This window comes from Flavobacterium nitrogenifigens (genome assembly GCF_003254565.1).
GTDB lineage: Bacteria > Bacteroidota > Bacteroidia > Flavobacteriales > Flavobacteriaceae > Flavobacterium > Flavobacterium nitrogenifigens.
In genome coordinates this window covers 99,757-118,485 of record NZ_QJRI01000172.1, presented here as the reverse complement: position 1 = coordinate 118,485, position 18,729 = coordinate 99,757, and the positions used below count along the sequence as shown (strand labels likewise).

Genomic DNA, 18,729 nt, shown 5'->3' with positions numbered 1-18,729 from the left:
GAAATATTTAAAACATAATATTAAACACCAAAAATGCGTAAACCCAAAAGGATTTACGCATTTTTTTTGATGAAACATTATAAAAAACGCCGTTTATCTTCTTCTTCCGCCACCTCCGCCGAAGCCTCCGCCTCCACTAAAGCCACCTCCACCACGAGAACCGCCTCCCATTTGCCCAGCACTTGGTCTTGATGAAGAACTTCCTCCTCTATTAAAATTAGAGTTTGAAGAACTTCCTCTATTAAGATTTGAAGTCCCCGCACTTGGCGATGCACTTTGTCTTGTTCTTCCAGATGCACTGGTATTTCCTGCACGATTGGAGTTTCCTGCAGATGGGCGCGTGCTTGCTGAAGGGCGCGAATTACCTCGATTGGTATTGTATCTGTTATTGGTAGAATTGTCTCGTACGGTAGTAGATCTTGATCTATTATTATTGTAATTATTAAAACTGTTTCTGTTATTAATATATACATTGTTATGTCCGCCATGATAATGCCCGCCATGATAACCATGATGATGGTAGTAATGGTTATGACGATAAATGCCGACTGCCATTACGGTAAAAGCGGCAAAATAAGGCGGATAAAATCCGTAATAATAAGGTGGATAATACGGTACATAAGCTGGTGAATATACATATTGTACAATTGGCACCGTTTCTACCACAACCGCTGTTACGGCTGGCGAACTTTGCACAGGGTCGTCTCCTGCATAGGCAGGATTTGCTGTTTTTGCTGGTGAGGATTTACTTACTGGTTCAATAACATAATCCTTTCCGTACAGCAGTTCATCGCCCACAATCTGCATTTTTACCTTTCCGTTTTTATCTTTATCGACCAAAATAACAGCAACGTCTTGGTTTTCTTTCTTGTTTACAGCAACTTGAAGAATAAAAGTAAACGAATTTCCATTTTTCTTTGTGACTACTTTTATAAAGTCTACTTTTTTATCCAAATCCAAATCCAGATTATTGATTCCTGTTTTCTCCAGATTCAGATTTTTTTCAAATTCCTCAATGGTTTTTGATTTCTGAAACAGAGACATAACGGCATACAAATCAAGATTATCGCCAGGAAGCCCAAGTTCTGGACCATCATTTTCAGATTGGCAAAAAATCAACTGGGCTGACATGATTAATGCAACTGTCAAATATTTTGTAAGTTTCTTTATCATAGTAAGAGTATAAAATATTAATAAGTGGAGTAGAAAATCTTTTTATACTTTCTACTCTGTACCCAGAAATTGTCTAATGCATTTTGGTTTTATCCAATTCGCCAATAAAAGGAATCGCGTTCTGAATTTCAGATCGTATGGTTACTTGCAAATATTGCTCAAGCTGTACAAATTTTGCGGCATTAATTCCGCCAATGGCTTTTACCAGTTTAGAATGCGTTTTGGCTAGGAGTTTCTCAGCTTCTTGATTGTATTTTAGATTTGCCGATGTTAATTCTGTCGCTTTAGCATCGCTCAGTGTGGCATAATTCTTTGCATAATCTTCAAGAATTTGAATCTTCTGCTGACTCAAAGCTTTGCGTTCCGCTTCGTAATTGTCATAAATCGGCTGAAATGCTGTAGCCTGCACATCTGTTAAACCCAAATATTCTTTAACTACATCTGCCTTAGACTTTCCGTAAAGATCTTGGATTAATTTTATCTCATCTACAGAACTTTGAGCAGTGGCATTCAATCCAAAAGCCAATAACAGTACAAATAGTATCTTTTTCATAATCTTTATTTATAAATTACTCTACCAATCCATCAGAAGCACTCATGTCTCTTACGCATACATATTTGCCATCTCTTTTTTCGAAAAAGCTCATATAGTTTCCAGTATTAATTGGTGTTTTGGTAGAATCTGTTACTTTATAATATCCTACTTCTACAACCATATTTCCATCATGAGAAACAAAAACTTCTTTGGTTTCAAATGATATCGTATTGGTGTTATCAGTTAAATCTGATTTCAAAAATTCATATCTCGCCTCTTTACCAATAATTGGTGGCCTGTTCTGATAAAAAGTTATCGCATCGTCTGCATAATACCCTATCTCTTTTAGCTGACCAGCATTGTATGTTGCGGCATATTCATTTTCTTTTGCCTGAATTTGCTTCTTAACTTCCTTTAAGTCAATTACAGTATTTTCGTCCTTTTTTGTATTGCAAGAAATCAATAAAGCACAGAATCCTGCAAGAACCCCTCTTGTAATTATTTTACTTTTCATATATATTTAATTTTCAAGTTGATATTACATTATTCCCTTTTACTAGCAGGCCAAAAAGTGGCTGTTGACTTTAGCAATGATTTTATCAGCATCAATAATAGTATTAGGATCATAAATTTAGATTTGCTTAAACAACAAGATTAATACTCTTCGAATATCTTTTGCAATTCTGCTAAACTTCTCTGTTTCAGCAATGCTACTGATAATAAGATTCTTGATTTTTGCGGATTCAAAGCGTATGAAGCAATAAGTCCTAGTTCATCATCATTGCATTCTACATTACGACTTACAAGTCCAGTTGCAACGCGCGTGCTTCGAACTACGATAATTCCTTTTTTGCTCGCTCTTGCACAAGCGTCTAAAGAAGCTTTGTTCATGTTTCCGTTTCCTACTCCAGCAATTACAATTCCTTTGGCGCCGCGTTCTATTGAAGCATCAATTAAATCTGGTTTCATATCTGCATCTGCATAAATAATATCTACGCGAGGAAAAGTGCTAACGCCTTTCACATCAAATTCTGAGTTTTTTCCAAATTTTTGACTTGGATAATTAAAGAAATCGTTTGTTCCGTAAGAAGTAATACCGATAAGTCCACGAAGCGGAGACATAAAAGTTTGAACGGCCGTTGTACTTACTTTTGTTAATGATTGCGCCGAATGAATCCAGTCATTCATTACCAAAAGCACTCCGCGCCCTTTTGCTTTAGGATCGCCTGCTACTGCAATAGCATTATAAAGATTTAAAGGTCCGTCTGCACTAATTGCTGTTGATGGACGCATTGAACCTACTAGCACTACTGGTTTATCTGTTTTTGTAGTTAGATTTAAAAAAAAGGCCGTTTCTTCCATCGTATCAGTTCCGTGCGTAATTACGAAACCGTCTACATCATTACTATTGGCTAATTCATTAATTCGATTGGCTACTTTCAGCATAATTTCAAAAGACATATCCTGAGATCCAACATTCGCAATTTGCTCGCCTTTTATGTCGGCCACTTTTAAAGCATCTGGAATTGCATTTACCATTGCATCAATGGTAACCTGACCCGAAGTATATCCCGACTGTACTCCAGTTTTAGCAGAACCTGCAATTGTTCCTCCTGTTGCCAAGATTAAAACCTTAGGTTTAGCCTGTCCGAACATGCTGATGTTTAATGACAATATCAGCAGTAAAATTATTTTTTTGTAAAAGTTGATATTTAATTTCATGTTTTTTAATGTTTAAGGTTGAGGTTATTTTTGGCCTGTTAAAGTTGCTGGATCAAGCAGTTTTTTAATTTGATCTTCTGTCAGCAATTTCTTTTCGCGTATAAGTTCCAGAATACCTTTATTGGTTGCCAATGCTTCTTTGGCTAGTTCGGTTGTTTTTTCGTAACCCAAAACAGGATTCAGAGCCGTTACAACACCAACACTTCTATCCATATAATGCGCCAAAACGTCTTTGTTTACCGTAATGCCATCGATACAGTTTTTTCTAAACAATGGCATTGCTTTAAAAAACAATCCTTGCGATTCCATCATGGCAATGGCCTGAACAGGTTCAAAAGCATTTAACTGCAATAAACCAGATTGTGCCGCAATTGTTACCGTAAGATCATTCCCCATTACTTTAAAACACAGTTGGTTCATCAATTCTGGCATAACCGGATTTACTTTTCCTGGCATAATTGAAGATCCTGGCTGAAGCGCAGGCAAATTGATTTCAAAAAAACCTGTACGTGGCCCAGAAGCTAAAATGATCAAATCGCTGCTTATTTTTGCCAGCGCAACTGCCATACTTTTAAGCGTAGAAGAATACATGACAAATCCTTGCTGACTGGTTGTAGCCGCAATAAGATCTTTGCTCATTACTATTGGTTTTCCTGTAATTTTTGCCAGATGTGCTGCTACTTTTTCTGCATAACCAGGAGAAGCTGTAATTCCTGTGCCTATCGCTGTAGCTCCCATATTTTGTTCGCATAGATAAACTTCAGATTTTTTCAAAGCACTAATCTCTGCATCAAGCTGATTTCCGAAAGCATGAAATTCCTGACCTACCGTCATTGGTACAGCATCCTGTCCTTCGGTTCTTCCCATTTTTAAAACATCTTTAAATTCATCACCTTTTTTATGGAAAGCTTTAGCCAAAAGATCGGCTTCTTGAAGCAGTTTGTCATTATGAAGCAGTAATGCCACTTTTATAGCTGTTGGGTACACATCGTTGGTTGATTGCCCCATATTAAGATCATCGTGAGGTTCAATGTATTGATATTCTCCTTTTTTATGTCCGCTCAGTTCCAGTGCAATATTGGCCAAAACTTCGTTCACATTCATATTTGCAGAAGTACCAGCACCTCCTTGGTACAAATCAACCAAAAATTGATCGTGATATTTACCATCAATTACTGCCTGACAAGCTTTTTCTATGGCAGCCAGCCTATCTTTTTTAAGTCGGCCAACATCAGCATTGGCACGTGCCGCAGCTAGTTTGACCATTGCAAAAGCTTTTACATAGTCAGGATAAGATTGCGTAGTCAAGCTACTTATCTGAAAATTTTCTAACGCACGTGCGGTCTGCACACCGTAATAAGCATTTGCTGGGATTTGTTTTTCTCCTAGAAGATCTTTTTCTGTTCGGGTCTGAGCATTAAGACTGCCTAACGACAGTCCGAACAATAGCAGGTATTGTACAGTTTTACACATATTTTCTTTTTTTATTAATTAAAAAACTAAAGGCTTTTACTGATTTCTTTTATAAAATGATTGCGAAAAATTATATCTAAAAGAAAACTGTATTTTATTTATTGAAGTACTCCAACCGTCATTGAAATTTTCGCGGTTACCCCACTGAAATTCCACACCTACCATACAATTTTTCACGGGAGTGTATAAAAGATTTCCCAACACGTACTGTCCCTTTTTAAAAGCTTCATCTGTTTGTCCATCTGAGTTATCGATGTCAATCATAGAATATCCAATTGCAGTACTAAATTTATCACTCCAGTTATGATCTAAGAAAGCAACAACACCCACTAGAGGAAGCGCAACACCTTTTACAGGAGTTACCGGATTGCCAAAATTGTTTTCGATGCCGATGTCTACGGGAGCATCATTCATGTAGTTTTGAATTCCTTCTCCATATACAACCTGGCCTCTAAAAACATCATTTTTACTAAAATTGATATTAGTACTTAAATTAAGTCCCCAGCCTACCGCATCTCCAGACAAATCATACTGATCATTATTCTGATCTTTCCATTCAATTTTTCGAACTATACCAGCTAACTCAACATAGCCCCATTTGGTAGCATGATGGTACTCAGCCGTAAGATCTGGCAACGGAAATCTTGCCTTTACTCCTTGCAGTTCCACACGATTTGCATAATCTCCCTGATCGGCACTTGCTCCAGGTCTTTCTAATGCAATGGTTAAACGGGTATCGCCTTGAATTGGCATATAGCGAATTTGAATATTTCTAAAAAACACCATTCCGGTTGGCCCCCAATATTCTAGCGAATTCGGGAATACGCCAATATCCATAAAAGGGCTCCAAGTTTGACCAGCTCCAAATTTTCCTAATTCAGCATAGGCATGGCGAAGACGAAAAGTAGTTTGTCCTGCATCGACACCTGTACCGAACAATTCGAATTCAAAATGAGTTTTTAATTCGCCAATTCCTGTATCAAAATAATTTTTAAACCCTAATCTAGTTTGACGAACAGAAGCGTAGTAACTGCCATCTGGCCCGTATTGGTCTTTAAAAGCGGGAAGTTTTGTAGGTCTCACCACATCGTACCAATCTGATTGTATCTGATTAAAATTATAACCAATATCGGTCATAATAAATCCGTAGATTTCCATGCTTTTATTCCCTTCATCTTGAGCCTGAACAAAAGTGGAAATGAAGAAACAAATTATGAGGACACTATGCCTCATAGCTGTCATTTGCAAAAACCTTTTTTTCATAATGATTATAGTTTGTTTGTTATGGGATACAACTTTTAATCTGATTTTTGCAGTCCTGGTTTTAAAATAAAAGTCATTTTATTTTAAAAAAAAATCGATTTTTCTCAGTACGAATTTTTATTCACCTTAAAAACTTTTATCTGATCCTAAAAGCTTCTAACAATGGGAATGCAAAAATTTCAACACTTATATTACAGTCTTTTTTTGTTAAAAAAAGAAACAAAACACAGTTTATACCTGATTACCAAACAAATATAACTAATACAACAGCACAAATAGGGTTATTAACCGTTACATTTAACGGTTAAAAATATCAGATTAATAATACTAACATGTTAAAAATTTTCATAAATTTATATCTTCATAAGTATTTGTCCTTTAACATTTTATACGCCCCAGTGACTTTTTTTCGACATTAATAATTTTCAAATAATTTATTATGGAGTCTACAAAAAAAATCCCCTCGGATAAAATCTATAATGAACTGGAGAATGTTTTAAAGTTTTATTCTTTCAAGAACTCAACGCTTTTAAGTAATTTTCTGCGCTATATTGTCACGGAAACCATAGATGAAAGGCAGCAGTTTATAAAAGAATATTCTATCGCTGTAAATGCTTTAAGCAGGCCTTCTCATTTTAATCCTCATGATGACGCCATGGTTCGTATTCATGCAGGACGGTTAAGGAAATTGCTTACTGAATATTATTCTTCTGACGGAAAAGACAATTCGGTTATTATTCACGTCCCAAAAGGCGGTTACGTTCCAGAATTTGTTCATAATAATAAAATGAGATCTCCTGATCTCCCCGTCAGCACCAACAAAACCAGTCCTGTAATTACCGTTTTTCCTTTTAAAACAATTGCCCACCGTCCAGATTTAGAAGCCTTTTCGCAGATTCTTTCTGAAGAAATCAGTGCAGAACTTTCACGTTTTCAGGATATCTCTGTAATAGGTCATTTTTCTTCTGATGTTATAGCAAAAATTAATGAAAATATTCTAGAAGCCGCAAATTTAATCGGAGCAGACTTTATTATCACAGGACATATTCAAATTATCAGTAACAAACTGCAAATCAGAGTCAATTTGATAGACTCATCCTCAGGAAAGTTTATATTGACCAAATTGTTTACACCTGCCACTTTAGATGATGGCATTAGAATTCAAAATGAAATTGTAAAGGATATTGTAGCTTCTATGGGTGGTTATTATGGTATTATTTTTAAAGAAATGATAAAGACTGCACCATCAAAAATAGCAAACAATTCAGTCGTTTTAAAGGCAATCTGCAGTTATCATGAATACCATTGTTCGTATTCTATCGAAAATTATGCTACCGCCTTGTCTAACTTAACTGAAGCTGTAGAATTGGCCCCAAACTATGCAATTGTTTGGGCAATGCTGGGCGAAATGCAGTTGGCCTCTATTGCCTTAGGATTAGACAACTGTAAAAAAACAATCGAAAAAAGCAGTCATTGCATCTCAAAAGCTTTAAATATCGATCCAAATTGCCAGCAGGCTTGGTACGCCTTGGCCATTATAAACTGCTTTAAAAAAGATCAGGATAACTGCCTAGCAGCAGCAGAACAATGCCTCAAAATAAATCCTAATTCTTCTGGTATTGCTTCGGGGATAGGCTGCGTATTGATTTTTGCAGGTTATTTTGAAAAAGGTTTTAATTTATTAGAAAATGCGACCCACATAAATCCCGCACATCCGTGGTGGATTAATGTTGGATATTGTTATTACTATATCCATAAAAAAGAATATCAAAAGTCTTTATATTGGGCAGAAAAAATGGATTTTAACGAGACCATTTGGGATTCTTTGCTTAAAGCTGTGTCTTTATCCCTACTAAGTGAAGACGCGAAAGCCAAAACACACTTAAACAACCTTCTGGAACTACAACCTCAAACAGCAACAGAATTGAAAGAAACCCTTTCTAGTTTCATGTTTTCTGATGAAATCGTTTTTAGAATCATAAACAGCTTGAAAAGAATTGGACTAAAAAATGACTTTTAATCCACAATAGATTTAATAAAAAACTACGCAAAACCTTATAAATAAAAGTTTTGCGTAGTTTTTTATCTAAAAATGCAATTTAGTAGATTGTTTGATATAACTCATTACAAACGAACTCTGTACTTTACTAATATTAGGAATATCCGAAAGCTTTCTGATAAAATCGTTAAACGATTCGGGATCTTTCACCACAACCTTTAGAACATAATCGAAGATTCCTCCTGTTACATATCCTTCAACAACCTCATCGAGTGCCGCAACTTGTCTCGAAAATTCTTCAACCAATTCTAAACGCTGACTGTTTAGAGAAACATTAATAATTACCGTAAAATTTAACCCTACCCTTTTCGGATCAATTATCGCCACATAATCTTTAATATAGCCTTCGTTTTCGAGTTTTTTAATTCTATCATAAACCGAAGTTCTCGACATATTAAGTCTTTCAGTCAAATCTGTAATATCAAATCTTGCATTCTCCTGAAGGATTCGAAGTAACTCTATTTCTTGTTTGCTTAATTCTTGCATCGGATTTTTTCCAGTTAAAGTATAAAAAATAATTCAATTTCGGACAAAACACATAAATAATTACATTTTAAAACATTAAATACATATTTAAATCTAAAATATCGACCTTTATTCTTCATTATATACTTTTGTCTGTACAAAACATATTTCAAGAATAAAAATGAACAAATATATTATCATTGTAGCTTTGGGCGCATTAAGTTTCGGAATGCTTTCTTCTTTTGCTAAAATCGCATACGGAGAAGGTTATTCTCCTGCCGAAATCACTTTGACACAAGCACTTGCAGGAACCCTAATTTTATGGTCGATCGCGATTTTTAAAAACCTAAAAAACGGTCATAAAATGGCTTTAAACTGGAAATTGCTTTTGGCAGGAATCACAATGGGATCTTCTGCTTACACTTATTATTTATCTGTTGCTTATATTCCCGCTTCTTTGGCGATTGTTTTATTAATGCAGATTACGTGGCTTAGCATTTTGGTTGATTGGATATTTTTTAAGAAAAAGCCCAATACAGTTGAGATTGGTTCTGCACTTTTCATCATTTTAGGAACCGTTCTTGCAGGGAATCTTTTAGATCTAAACAATGCTGCTATTTCTTTTACAGGAATCGCTTTGAGCTTATTATCGGCATTGCTTTATACGCTTTATATCGTTTTTACCAGCAAAATTGGCAAAGAAACGCCAATGTTTGAAAAAAGTGCTTTAATGACCAGTGGTTCTGCCATGATTATATTTTTAATCAACTGCGAAGCGATTACCACTAGCACGCATTTAGATTTTGGATTATTGCAATGGGGAACATTTTTGGCCATTTTCGGAACCGTGATTCCGCCAATCTGTTTTACAGTCGGAATGCCTAAAATTGGTTCGAGTTTGAGTTCAGTCTTATTAACGCTAGAATTGCCTGCTGCTGTTTTTTGTGCGCACATTATTTTGGGCGAAAAAGTCACCTTTCTGCAAATTGTCGGCATTGCTATAATGCTTGGCTCAATTGTTTATCTTAATGTTTCGAAAGCTAAAAAAGAAAAAGAAATCCAAAACGAAACCGTAATATGCTAATCAATATAGACGGAAATAATCTCTATGCCGAACATTACAATGAGTTTGAAAATCGCCCTACAATTGTATTTCTTCACGATTCTTTAGGTTGTGTAGAACTTTGGAGAGATTTTCCAAAACAGATTGCTGAGGTTTCTCAATGTAATATTTTAATTTATGATAGATTAGGATATGGGAAATCTGACCCAATGCCGACTTATGTTCGTCCTGTAAATTATCTAGAATTAGAAGCTGACGTTTTAAATACTATTCTAGAAAAGCTAAAAATTGAAAATGCTATTTTATTTGGACACAGCGATGGAGGTTCGATTGCATTGATTGCTGCAAGTAAATATCCGCAACGCATTAAAATGGTTATTTGTGAAGCGGCACATATTTTTGTTGAAGAAATTACGCTTAACGGTATTCGTGAGGCTGTCGTTGCGTATCAAAACACAAACTTACCTGAAAGACTTCAGAAATATCACGGAAACAAAACGGAAACTATTTTTAAAGCTTGGACTGAAACTTGGCTCCGCGTTGATTTTAGAAATTGGAACATTGAAAACCTTCTCCCCAAAATAAAATCTCCGTTGCTATTTATTCAAGGCGAAAAAGATGAATATGGAACTTTAGATCAAGTCAGGAAAACGATAAATGCCGTATCTGGAAAAACTGAAAAATATATCATACCAAACGTTGGACATACTCCACACAAAGAAGCTCCAAAAACTGTTTTAGATAAAATCGCTGCATTTATAGCAGAGAACTACTAAGCCACTTTCTTTGCAACGCGTTTTTTCTTTTCTAATAATATAAGATGATTTTCGGCACATAGAATTTTCTCTGTTGTGCCATTTTTGTGTATCTCAATAAGATAATGAAAATCACTTTCTTTTGAAGTCGATTTTATTATAAGCCCCTTTTTAAAAACCATTTTTCTTTCGATAATAGTTCCCTTGTAAGATATCCCACTCAATGCTGTGTAGGAAACATCTTGTCCTTTTACAAATTTCATTGTTTTAGCCGTTTGTTCCTAATATTTGCTAATACTTCTAAATTTGAAAAACCAATGTTAAGGGGGGAAATCAGTTTTTCTCTTTCGGCGAATGTATAAAGTTTCAACAATCTACAAACCCGTATTTATACCTGTTTTTTGAATTTTAAATATAGTTATTTTTTTAATGTAAAAATAACCTTCCAAAAAAAATTAATACAATTTAGAACAGCTTATTTGGCTAATTTTCTAACATGAATTCTTGGTATTGAAAGAATGGCTTTTCGCTCTAAAAAACTAAAATTCAGCAGTGTTAATATCAAATCAAGAAAAAATACCAAACACATGCCAAAACGATATTGGAGAAACCTGACGAAGAAAATCCCTAATCTTAAAAACAAAAGATAAGTTTATTTACTTTTCCTCAGCGCATCCAGCAATTCAACCATATCCACCACAGCATAAGTTGAGCAATAATCTGAAACGGCATAAGGCAGAATCAAACTGTTATTATGAATAATCGCGCCGCAAGAATATACTACATTGGGCACATAGCCTTCTCGTTCATCTTCCGAAGGCGAAAGCAAAGGTTCAGTCAATCTTCCTATTTCTTTAGACGGATCATCTAAATCAAATAATGAAGCACCAATACAGTAACGTCTCATTGTACCAACTCCATGGGTAATAACAAGCCAGCCTTCTTCTGTCCATAATGGAGAACCGCAATTTCCTATCTGGGTCAATTCCCAAGTAAATTTAGGCTTTTGCAAAAGAATTGGCGTATTCCATTGCGTTACACGATCAGAATACATAATATAATTATTCACACCATCAATTCTCGCCAGCATAGCATATTTGCCTTTTATTTTTCGAGGAAATAAAGCCAGGTTTTTATTCTGCGCTCCTTCTCCGTGAAGTGGCATAACTCTAAAACTATAAAAATCTTCGGTTGAGATTAATTTAGGAAGGATTGTATGGCCGTTATAAGCTGTATAAGTTGCCATAACGCGATCAGAACCGTTATCATCAACAAAACGCACAAAACGTGCATCTTCTATTCCTCGGCTTTCAGAATCAGAAATAGGAAAAATGACGCGTTCTGTTATATCTGAATCATGTTTGAACTGCAAATCGTAAAAAGAATTCGCCAGCCACAATATTTCTTCCAGCGCAACTTTTCTCTCTTCTCTAATTAAAGGATCTTTTAAAGCTTCAATAAGCGTGTTTTTCAGCACAGCAAATTCAAACTCCTCAGGAAGATCCTGCATAATCTGAGCGATATATTTATCAGTTGTATGCATCTCATACAACTTAGTTAAAAACCGCTCTTTATTAAATAATGTTTTATGTTCGATTTCTGCCTGATCAATATGATTTCCTATCTTCATAATGTGCAGATTATTGTCACGGTCTAAAATGGCTCTTCTAAAAACAATCGACGAAATATGGCCTTCGCCCGTTGCACGAAAAGAAATAATAACACGTTTTTCTCCCATTTCCAGCCCCGTCTGATCAAAATCTTCAACAATTGAAGGGTTAAAAATCGCCGCCGATTCTATGGCATATTCCATTGTACAATAAGATCCAATAAGCATTTTTCGGTCTAGAGACATGGCCTCATAATCGATCTCCATTCCTTCAATTATAGGACGAATTCTTTCGCAGTGTCTAAAAAATACAGCCGAGATATTTCGATGTCTTCTGGCAAATTCGCGAAGTGTCTGCTCCAAAGTCTGCAGTACTTGTTTCTCATCCAGCATCATTATTCGAAGCACCATTTGCTGGGTCCTTTCCTGCCCATTCATAAAATATCGGGCAACAACTCTTTTAGAATCTGGCAACAACTTTACATTTTTTCGAACAACGGATACTCGCATAACTGGAAATTTTATGACAACATCATTAAAGGAATCATTTATTACACAACAAGTTAGTGAATTTTGTTAAAGAAAAAAACTTAATTTTTTATTAAACTTTGAATTGGCATATAATCAAAGGTTTTATTCGTACCTATTTCATCAAAACTTTTTTCATAATTTCGTCTTTAAACCAGCAGTTTAAAACCATGAAGAATAAAGTTAAACTTTTGAGAGAAGAAAAAAACATGACTCAAAATGAACTTGCCGAAAAATCGGGTCTTTCATTGCGAACCATTCAGAGAATTGAAGCTGGAAATATTCTCAAAGGTTTTACCCTAAAAACTATTGCTGAAGCTCTTCAAACCGATCCTGAAAACCTCATCGTTAAAAAAGAAAATGCTCAAATTGACAGAGCCAAACTCATTAATCTTTCTGTTTTATCTGGGCTTATTATTCCGTTTGGGAGCATCATTTTTCCTTTAATTTTAACCTACAAAACTAAAGATGAAACAAACAAAGAATTAGGAAAACAAATTGCAAGTGTTCAAATTGTCTTAAGCCTTGTGATTTCTCTTTTAATGATTTTAAGTCCGTTTATCCAAAAAATATTTACTTTAAAATTTCCTCTTTTTATTATTCCTTTAATTGCATATTTGGGCTTAAAACTCCTGATTGTTTTTCTAAACGGAATCAGTTTAAACCAAAAACAAGAGTTATCTATAAAACTGAAAAACAACTTCTTATAATTCAAGTCATAAAAATGGCGTAAAACTGTCGTATTGTTTTTGCACGAAAATCGAAATCGAAATCCGAATCTTGCAGAAAAAACAGACCATGAAATTATTTAAGAAAATTGCAACCGTATTTTTAGTTAGTATCATTTTGTTCCTGCTCGGAGGATATTTTTATTTTCAAAAGAAATTCACCCCGCCAGAAAACTATTTAAATGTTTCAGGAGTTGCAGAAAATATTCCAGCAAAATGGATTTCGAGCAACGGCAACTCCCATTCTGCTCTACTTTTACCTGTTAAAATAAAAGGAGTTAATCACACATTCTACATGCAATTTGATTCGGGTTCGCCTATTACCGTTTTTTACAAAAAATCATTAGAATCTATCGCAGCAAAATTTCAAAATCAACTGATAATTGGCAATGAAAACTCCACGATTTCTACTGCTTTCACAATTGGAAAAATGAATATATCTTCAGATAATTTTGAAGTTTTGAATTATGGTGAAAAAATCAATTTTGATGATTTAAAAGCCGTGAACATAATCGGTACAATCGGAACCGATTTATTAGAAAAACGTGTTACTGTTTTAGATTTCAAGAACAATCAATGTTCATTCATCGAAAAAATCAAAGAAGATGATTTCACCGATTTTGAATTCAAAAAACGTAAAATACTCATTCCTTCCGTTATCGAAAATGAAAAACTAAAACTGCTATACGATTCTGGAACTAGCGGTTATGAACTCATTACAACAAAAGAAATCTGGCAGCAATACCGCAATAAAAACAGTAAGATAAAAACCGAAAAAGGAAATTCGTGGGGAAATACTTTGAGTGTGTATTCCGCTTCCGCGAAAAAGAAAATACAATTTGGAAAAATAACATTGAACCTTTCTGAAGTTACTTATATCGAAGGCACTTCAGATCTTCAAAAATTCTTGATGAAACGTTCTGGAATGCAGGGAATGATTGGCAACAAACTTTTCCTGAACCACAAATTGATTCTAGACTGCAAAAACGAAAAATTCAAATTGGAATAAAAAGTAAAATTCTATAATATTAAGTGTTTTTAAGAATTGATTTCAATGATGTTTTTAACGCTCTCAATAAAAGTTTCGGTATCTTTAATTTCTTGTTTTATCAATTGATAATGGTCAGATAAATTGTGCTGTTCCATCATATCTTTTTTCAAATATTTAATCATCGAATCTAGACTTCGTGTGTCTTTTTGATCTTGTCTTTTTAATTCGCGCTGTTTGCTTTCCAGATATTTTAAAGTCTCTGCTAACTTCTGAACGTTTAATTTTCCCAACCTTTTATTTTTAATAGTGATAAAAATAATAGCTGGAAATGCGAAAATTCAATATGCTCCAAAAACCAATATCATTTGAATTTAACTCCATTCCCAGCCATTATTATTGGTACTTACGAATAAATCGATTACTTGGATTTCAGAAAATTCATATTTTTTCTATAATATTTCAGTTTAAAAACCAAACGATTGTTTTACAGCGTTTTACATTAAAAACATAAAAAATGAAGCCAAATTATTCAGTAAAAATCACAACTTTCAGATTCTCAAAACATTACCTAAAATCATCTAAAATTGTGAATATCTATTTGAAGATTTAACTATTATTTCTGCTGTAAAATTTATCTTTGGCATCCTTAAAATTTAAAAAGAGATGAGCGCAACTTGGTACGAATGCAAAGTAAAATATAGAAAGACAGATGAAACTGGAGGACAAAAAGTTTTAACCGAGCCTTATTTGGTCGATGCTTTGTCTTATACAGAAGCTGAAAAAAGAATGACTGAGGAAATGGCCGCTTATACTAGTGAAGAATTTAAAATCACGGCGATCAAAGTGGCAAATTATGCCGAAATTCATCCTTTTGAAAATGCAGACAGATGGTTTAAATCTAAAATCACTTTAATCGCTTATGATGAAGAAAGCGGTAAAGAAAGAAAAACAAGCATGTATATGTTAGTTCAGGCAAATGATGTTCGTGAAGCTTATGACAATACACTTCACATAATGAAAAATACAATGGGCGAATATTCTATTCCTGCTATTACAGAAACCCCAATTATGGATGTTTTCCCTTATTTCAGCGGTGAAGAAGGCGAAACAGAAATGCTGGAAAGATTTAATGCATTGAAAGCTTCTAAACCAGAAAAGCCAGAAGCAGAAATTATCGACCACATGGAATTTGAAACTGTCGAGGAATAAGACCTTTCGATCAAAGATATTTTCTGAAAATTTGAAAATAAAAAAAGCAAAATAGATTTCTATTTTGCTTTTTTTATTTTTAAGCTATTTCAATAAAGCATTTTTGCCAATGGCGTCACTGCCGAAGCTGATTTGGGCAATAAGGATGTAAGTGCATCAAATTGTGTTGGGCTGATATTCTTTTTCATTTTGGATATAAAAGATTCTCTAGTGGTGGTCATTTTAGAAGTATAACCTGCCTTGTCAGTAGCCATTGTAGGCAAAATATTCTTCTTTTTGTTTAGAGTTTCATTTACCAATGAATTTACAATCGGTTTTTGAGCATCTGTTAATTTCAATTTTGGAGATAGTACCCCCATAACCTGATTCGCTAAACTAGCAACATCAAAACCGGGTACTGCCGCTGTCGACGCCTTACTCGCCGCTTTTGTAACATCTCCTATACTTTGTGCATTTGTAAATGAAATTGTCCCTAAAAAGACAACTAAAATCAATAATTTCTTTTTCATGGTATTTTCTTTTAAAGTTATTTGCTTGATAATAAAGGTAATAAAAATGTTCATCCAACTAACATTTCAATAACATAATTATCTAAAAACCCGCACTTTACATTATTACGCTAACCCCATTTGGAGTAATTTATTTTTATTCAACACATAGAAACATAGATTCTACGTGTCGAAAAGAGTTTAAAAAAGAAACTAGTTTCTAACACATAGTCAACTATGTTTGTTTAAAACAAGTGAAACGCCTTTTTTAAACATTCTAAATCTATGTTTCTATGTGTTTAATTAATTGCGCCCAACTGGTATTTTATGAAATGTTCTAAACATTCAAAAATCAAAATAAGTCCTATCTTAGCTACAGAATTACGTGTTGATTTGAAACTACTTACACCACAAAACCAAACAAGCCTAAGAAACCAAAATCTACATGAACAAAAGAACACTTATTTTAATTGGGTTTATCATTTTAAAATTTGCACTTCAATGTATTTTAGTGAGTCCCGAATACGATTTGCAACGCGATGAATATCTGCATCTGGATCAAGCGCATCATTTGGCTTGGGGCTATTTGTCTGTTCCGCCCGTTACTTCTTGGTTTTCGTATATTATTTATCTACTCGGAAATTCAGTTTTCTGGATCAAGTTCTTCCCTGCCCTATTTGGCGCTTTGACGCTTTTGGTGGTCTGGAAAACTATAGAACTTTTAAAAGGCAATCTTTACGCTTTAATATTAGGTGCTTTATGTGTTTTGCTTTCTTGTCTTCTTCGTCTCAACACACTATATCAGCCCAATTCTTTTGATGTTTTATGTTGGACTGCATTTTATTATTTTCTGATACAATACATTACTTCAGAAAACACAAAATGGATTTATTTCGCTGGAATAACTTTCGCCTTGGGTTTCCTGAACAAGTACAATATCGTATTTTTGTTCCTCGGATTAGTTCCCGCTATTTTACTTTCTAAACAACGAAAAATACTGGCAAAAAAAGAGTTTTATTTCGCCTTGATTTTAGGATTAATACTAATTCTTCCAAATCTCTATTGGCAGTATAGCAACCATTTTCCTATTGTGCATCATATGAAGGAATTGGCCGAAACGCAATTGGTTAATGTAGATCGAGCCAATTTTCTTAAAGAACAGATTCTCTTTTTTATCGGCGGATTACTGGTGATTTTAGCTGGACTTTATGCCGTTTTATTTTACCAACCTTTCAAAAAGTACCAGTTGTTTTTTGCAACCTTTGTTTTCACGCTTTTGATTTTTATTTACTTCAAAGCCAAAGCTTATTATGCAATTGGATTATATCCAATATACATTGCTTTTGGAGCTGTTTTTTTATCGGAAATTTTAAACAACGGATGGAAACGTTTTCTAAAGCCTGTTTTTATCTTACTTCCGTTATTGTTTTTTATTCCGATGTACAACATTGCTTTTCCAAATAAAAGTCCAGAATATATGGTAGCGCATTCAGAGAAATATAAAAAAATGGGAATGCTTCGCTGGGAAGACGGAAAAGACCATCATTTGCCTCAAGATTTTGCTGATATGCTGGGCTGGAAAGAATTGGCCAGAAAAACAGATTCTCTTTACGATTTAATGCCCAACCAAAAAGAAACTATCGTGCTCTGCGATAATTACGGACAAGCGGGAGCCATCAATTTTTATTCTAAAAAAGGAATAAAAGCGGTTTCTTTCAACGCCGATTATCTCAATTGGTTTGATCTTAGTATTCAGTACAAAAACCTGATTCGCGTTAAGGAATTTGACGAAAACAATGAGGAGCTTAAAGAAACAAGTCCGTATTTTGAAACGTCTGCTATTGGCGGTCAGATAAAAAATCAATACGCCAGAGAATACGGAACTACAATTTTTGTTTTCAAAAAAGCTAAAATCGATATCAACAAGAGATTAGAACAGGAAATCAACGAAGAAAAAAGCGATATTATAAATGATTAATTTCAAAGACATATCTTATTTAAAAACAGGAAACCTTAAACAGCAAACCGCCTTTCATATTTTGACCAAACATCAAATTTTGGAAAATCTTGCAGATTTTGATCCTATTTTGGTTGGCACAATTCCGATAAATATTGATATTGAAAATAGCGATTTGGATATTGTTTGTTATTGGCAAAACAAATCTGTTTTTATTGAAAGAATTAAATGTTTATTCGAAAACAAAAACCATTTTTCGATTCGAGAAATTATAATTGACAATCAAGAATCTATTGTGGCAAACTTCTTTATTGAGACTTTTGAAATCGAAATCTTTGGACAAAATATTCCAACAGAACTTCAAAATGGCTACAGACACATGCTTATTGAAGACCAGATTCTTCGTTCTAGAGACGAAAACTTTAGATTAGAGATCATAAAACTAAAAGAAAGCGGTATAAAAACCGAACCTGCATTTGGCTTGCTACTAGGCTTAAACGGAAACGTTTACCAAGAATTATTGGATTATAAAATCTAAGAAAAGTCGTCTTTTATAAAAATTATAAAAAATAAAGTACTAAAATTATTTGCATAACCGTATTTAGTGTGTATCTTTGCACCCGAAACATCGCGGGATAGAGCAGTAGGCAGCTCGTCGGGCTCATAACCCGAAGGTCACAGGTTCGAGTCCTGTTCCCGCTACTAAGACGA

19 protein-coding genes and 1 tRNA gene are annotated in these 18,729 nt (G+C 34.4%); 9 read left to right on the top strand and 11 right to left on the bottom strand.

Annotated features, from left to right (window positions below; translation table 11 throughout):
- Nucleotides 1-93: 93 nt before the first annotated feature.
- The 6 genes from DM397_RS09740 to DM397_RS09715 form a co-directional block, all read right to left on the bottom strand.
- The gene (locus DM397_RS09740) at nucleotides 94-1,173 is read right to left on the bottom strand and encodes a hypothetical protein (RefSeq protein WP_239457832.1); all 1,080 of its coding nucleotides are present in this window, start codon (nucleotides 1,171-1,173) and stop codon (nucleotides 94-96) included.
- Between the two features lie 73 nt (nucleotides 1,174-1,246).
- Nucleotides 1,247-1,726, bottom strand: a complete 480-nt coding sequence (locus DM397_RS09735; RefSeq protein ID WP_111377343.1) for a hypothetical protein — start codon at nucleotides 1,724-1,726, stop codon at nucleotides 1,247-1,249.
- A gap of 16 nt (nucleotides 1,727-1,742) precedes the next feature.
- Nucleotides 1,743-2,222 (bottom strand): YybH family protein, encoded by a 480-nt coding sequence (locus DM397_RS09730; protein WP_111377342.1) that lies wholly within the window; start codon nucleotides 2,220-2,222, stop codon nucleotides 1,743-1,745.
- A 140-nt stretch (nucleotides 2,223-2,362) separates the two neighbouring features.
- Nucleotides 2,363-3,430, bottom strand: a complete 1,068-nt coding sequence (locus DM397_RS09725; protein ID WP_111377341.1) for a type II asparaginase — start codon at nucleotides 3,428-3,430, stop codon at nucleotides 2,363-2,365.
- A 24-nt stretch (nucleotides 3,431-3,454) separates the two neighbouring features.
- On the bottom strand, nucleotides 3,455-4,903 hold the full coding sequence (locus DM397_RS09720) for an aspartate ammonia-lyase (protein ID WP_111377340.1): 1,449 nt from the start codon (nucleotides 4,901-4,903) through the stop codon (nucleotides 3,455-3,457).
- 36 nt (nucleotides 4,904-4,939) lie between these two features.
- A complete protein-coding gene (locus DM397_RS09715; RefSeq protein WP_239457831.1) occupies nucleotides 4,940-6,166 on the bottom strand; it encodes a DcaP family trimeric outer membrane transporter in 1,227 nt (408 codons plus the stop codon).
- A gap of 439 nt (nucleotides 6,167-6,605) precedes the next feature.
- On the opposite strand from DM397_RS09715, the gene DM397_RS09710 reads away from it, so the two are divergent.
- Nucleotides 6,606-8,186, top strand: a complete 1,581-nt coding sequence (locus DM397_RS09710) for a tetratricopeptide repeat protein (RefSeq protein WP_111377339.1) — start codon at nucleotides 6,606-6,608, stop codon at nucleotides 8,184-8,186.
- Nucleotides 8,187-8,252: 66 nt separating this feature from the next.
- On the opposite strand, the gene DM397_RS09705 is transcribed toward DM397_RS09710, so the two are convergent.
- A complete protein-coding gene (locus DM397_RS09705; protein ID WP_111377338.1) occupies nucleotides 8,253-8,711 on the bottom strand; it encodes an Lrp/AsnC family transcriptional regulator in 459 nt (152 codons plus the stop codon).
- Between the two features lie 160 nt (nucleotides 8,712-8,871).
- Here DM397_RS09705 and DM397_RS09700 point away from each other — a divergent pair, with 160 nt between their 5' ends.
- Together DM397_RS09700 and DM397_RS09695 are read left to right on the top strand one after the other, a co-directional pair.
- The gene (locus DM397_RS09700; protein ID WP_111377337.1) at nucleotides 8,872-9,774 is read left to right on the top strand and encodes an EamA family transporter; all 903 of its coding nucleotides are present in this window, start codon (nucleotides 8,872-8,874) and stop codon (nucleotides 9,772-9,774) included.
- Nucleotides 9,768-10,529 carry an alpha/beta fold hydrolase gene (locus tag DM397_RS09695; RefSeq protein WP_111377336.1) on the top strand — a complete coding sequence of 254 codons (762 nt, stop codon included), beginning with the start codon at nucleotides 9,768-9,770 and terminating at the stop codon, nucleotides 10,527-10,529. Before DM397_RS09700 ends, DM397_RS09695 begins: the two co-directional genes overlap by 7 nt.
- On the opposite strand, the gene DM397_RS09690 is transcribed toward DM397_RS09695, so the two are convergent.
- Together DM397_RS09690 and DM397_RS09680 are read right to left on the bottom strand one after the other, a co-directional pair.
- Nucleotides 10,526-10,771 carry a hypothetical protein gene (locus DM397_RS09690; RefSeq protein WP_111377335.1) on the bottom strand — a complete coding sequence of 82 codons (246 nt, stop codon included), beginning with the start codon at nucleotides 10,769-10,771 and terminating at the stop codon, nucleotides 10,526-10,528. The genes DM397_RS09695 and DM397_RS09690 overlap by 4 nt on opposite strands.
- Before the next feature lie 389 nt (nucleotides 10,772-11,160).
- Nucleotides 11,161-12,627, bottom strand: coding sequence for a glycoside hydrolase family 130 protein (locus DM397_RS09680; RefSeq protein ID WP_111377334.1), 1,467 nt, complete (start codon nucleotides 12,625-12,627; stop codon nucleotides 11,161-11,163).
- Nucleotides 12,628-12,815: 188 nt separating this feature from the next.
- Between DM397_RS09680 and DM397_RS09675 the strand changes: the two genes are divergently transcribed.
- Both DM397_RS09675 and DM397_RS09670 read left to right on the top strand, forming a co-directional pair.
- Nucleotides 12,816-13,355 carry a helix-turn-helix domain-containing protein gene (locus DM397_RS09675; RefSeq protein WP_111377422.1) on the top strand — a complete coding sequence of 180 codons (540 nt, stop codon included), beginning with the start codon at nucleotides 12,816-12,818 and terminating at the stop codon, nucleotides 13,353-13,355.
- 88 nt (nucleotides 13,356-13,443) lie between these two features.
- Nucleotides 13,444-14,382 carry a hypothetical protein gene (locus DM397_RS09670; RefSeq protein ID WP_111377421.1) on the top strand — a complete coding sequence of 313 codons (939 nt, stop codon included), beginning with the start codon at nucleotides 13,444-13,446 and terminating at the stop codon, nucleotides 14,380-14,382.
- A 29-nt stretch (nucleotides 14,383-14,411) separates the two neighbouring features.
- On the opposite strand, the gene DM397_RS09665 is transcribed toward DM397_RS09670, so the two are convergent.
- The gene (locus tag DM397_RS09665) at nucleotides 14,412-14,654 is read right to left on the bottom strand and encodes a hypothetical protein (protein WP_111377333.1); all 243 of its coding nucleotides are present in this window, start codon (nucleotides 14,652-14,654) and stop codon (nucleotides 14,412-14,414) included.
- A 373-nt stretch (nucleotides 14,655-15,027) separates the two neighbouring features.
- Between DM397_RS09665 and DM397_RS09660 the strand changes: the two genes are divergently transcribed.
- Entirely contained in the window at nucleotides 15,028-15,573 is a 546-nt protein-coding gene (locus DM397_RS09660) for a DUF4494 domain-containing protein (RefSeq protein ID WP_111377332.1), read from the top strand.
- A gap of 89 nt (nucleotides 15,574-15,662) precedes the next feature.
- On the opposite strand, the gene DM397_RS09655 is transcribed toward DM397_RS09660, so the two are convergent.
- A complete protein-coding gene (locus DM397_RS09655; protein ID WP_142479109.1) occupies nucleotides 15,663-16,082 on the bottom strand; it encodes a hypothetical protein in 420 nt (139 codons plus the stop codon).
- 424 nt (nucleotides 16,083-16,506) lie between these two features.
- On the opposite strand from DM397_RS09655, the gene DM397_RS09650 reads away from it, so the two are divergent.
- From DM397_RS09650 to DM397_RS09640, 3 genes are all read left to right on the top strand, one after another.
- The gene (locus DM397_RS09650) at nucleotides 16,507-18,039 is read left to right on the top strand and encodes a glycosyltransferase family 39 protein (protein ID WP_111377330.1); all 1,533 of its coding nucleotides are present in this window, start codon (nucleotides 16,507-16,509) and stop codon (nucleotides 18,037-18,039) included.
- A complete protein-coding gene (locus tag DM397_RS09645; RefSeq protein WP_111377329.1) occupies nucleotides 18,032-18,556 on the top strand; it encodes a DUF4269 domain-containing protein in 525 nt (174 codons plus the stop codon). Before DM397_RS09650 ends, DM397_RS09645 begins: the two co-directional genes overlap by 8 nt.
- A gap of 91 nt (nucleotides 18,557-18,647) precedes the next feature.
- Nucleotides 18,648-18,720 (top strand) — tRNA-Met (locus DM397_RS09640).
- The last annotated feature ends 9 nt before the right edge of the window (nucleotides 18,721-18,729 follow it).

Coding starts and splice junctions, on each gene's coding strand:
- DM397_RS09650 (WP_111377330.1), top strand. CDS start 16,507: ATGAACAAAAGAACACTTATTTTAATTGGGTTTATCATTTTAAAATTT.
- DM397_RS09695 (WP_111377336.1), top strand. CDS start 9,768: ATGCTAATCAATATAGACGGAAATAATCTCTATGCCGAACATTACAAT.
- DM397_RS09690 (WP_111377335.1), bottom strand. CDS start 10,771: ATGAAATTTGTAAAAGGACAAGATGTTTCCTACACAGCATTGAGTGGG.
- DM397_RS09705 (WP_111377338.1), bottom strand. CDS start 8,711: ATGCAAGAATTAAGCAAACAAGAAATAGAGTTACTTCGAATCCTTCAG.
- DM397_RS09740 (WP_239457832.1), bottom strand. CDS start 1,173: ATGATAAAGAAACTTACAAAATATTTGACAGTTGCATTAATCATGTCA.
- DM397_RS09700 (WP_111377337.1), top strand. CDS start 8,872: ATGAACAAATATATTATCATTGTAGCTTTGGGCGCATTAAGTTTCGGA.
- DM397_RS09735 (WP_111377343.1), bottom strand. CDS start 1,726: ATGAAAAAGATACTATTTGTACTGTTATTGGCTTTTGGATTGAATGCC.
- DM397_RS09675 (WP_111377422.1), top strand. CDS start 12,816: ATGAAGAATAAAGTTAAACTTTTGAGAGAAGAAAAAAACATGACTCAA.
- DM397_RS09670 (WP_111377421.1), top strand. CDS start 13,444: ATGAAATTATTTAAGAAAATTGCAACCGTATTTTTAGTTAGTATCATT.
- DM397_RS09660 (WP_111377332.1), top strand. CDS start 15,028: ATGAGCGCAACTTGGTACGAATGCAAAGTAAAATATAGAAAGACAGAT.
- DM397_RS09715 (WP_239457831.1), bottom strand. CDS start 6,166: ATGAAAAAAAGGTTTTTGCAAATGACAGCTATGAGGCATAGTGTCCTC.
- DM397_RS09720 (WP_111377340.1), bottom strand. CDS start 4,903: ATGTGTAAAACTGTACAATACCTGCTATTGTTCGGACTGTCGTTAGGC.
- DM397_RS09645 (WP_111377329.1), top strand. CDS start 18,032: ATGATTAATTTCAAAGACATATCTTATTTAAAAACAGGAAACCTTAAA.
- DM397_RS09680 (WP_111377334.1), bottom strand. CDS start 12,627: ATGCGAGTATCCGTTGTTCGAAAAAATGTAAAGTTGTTGCCAGATTCT.
- DM397_RS09725 (WP_111377341.1), bottom strand. CDS start 3,430: ATGAAATTAAATATCAACTTTTACAAAAAAATAATTTTACTGCTGATA.
- DM397_RS09710 (WP_111377339.1), top strand. CDS start 6,606: ATGGAGTCTACAAAAAAAATCCCCTCGGATAAAATCTATAATGAACTG.
- DM397_RS09730 (WP_111377342.1), bottom strand. CDS start 2,222: ATGAAAAGTAAAATAATTACAAGAGGGGTTCTTGCAGGATTCTGTGCT.
- DM397_RS09655 (WP_142479109.1), bottom strand. CDS start 16,082: ATGAAAAAGAAATTATTGATTTTAGTTGTCTTTTTAGGGACAATTTCA.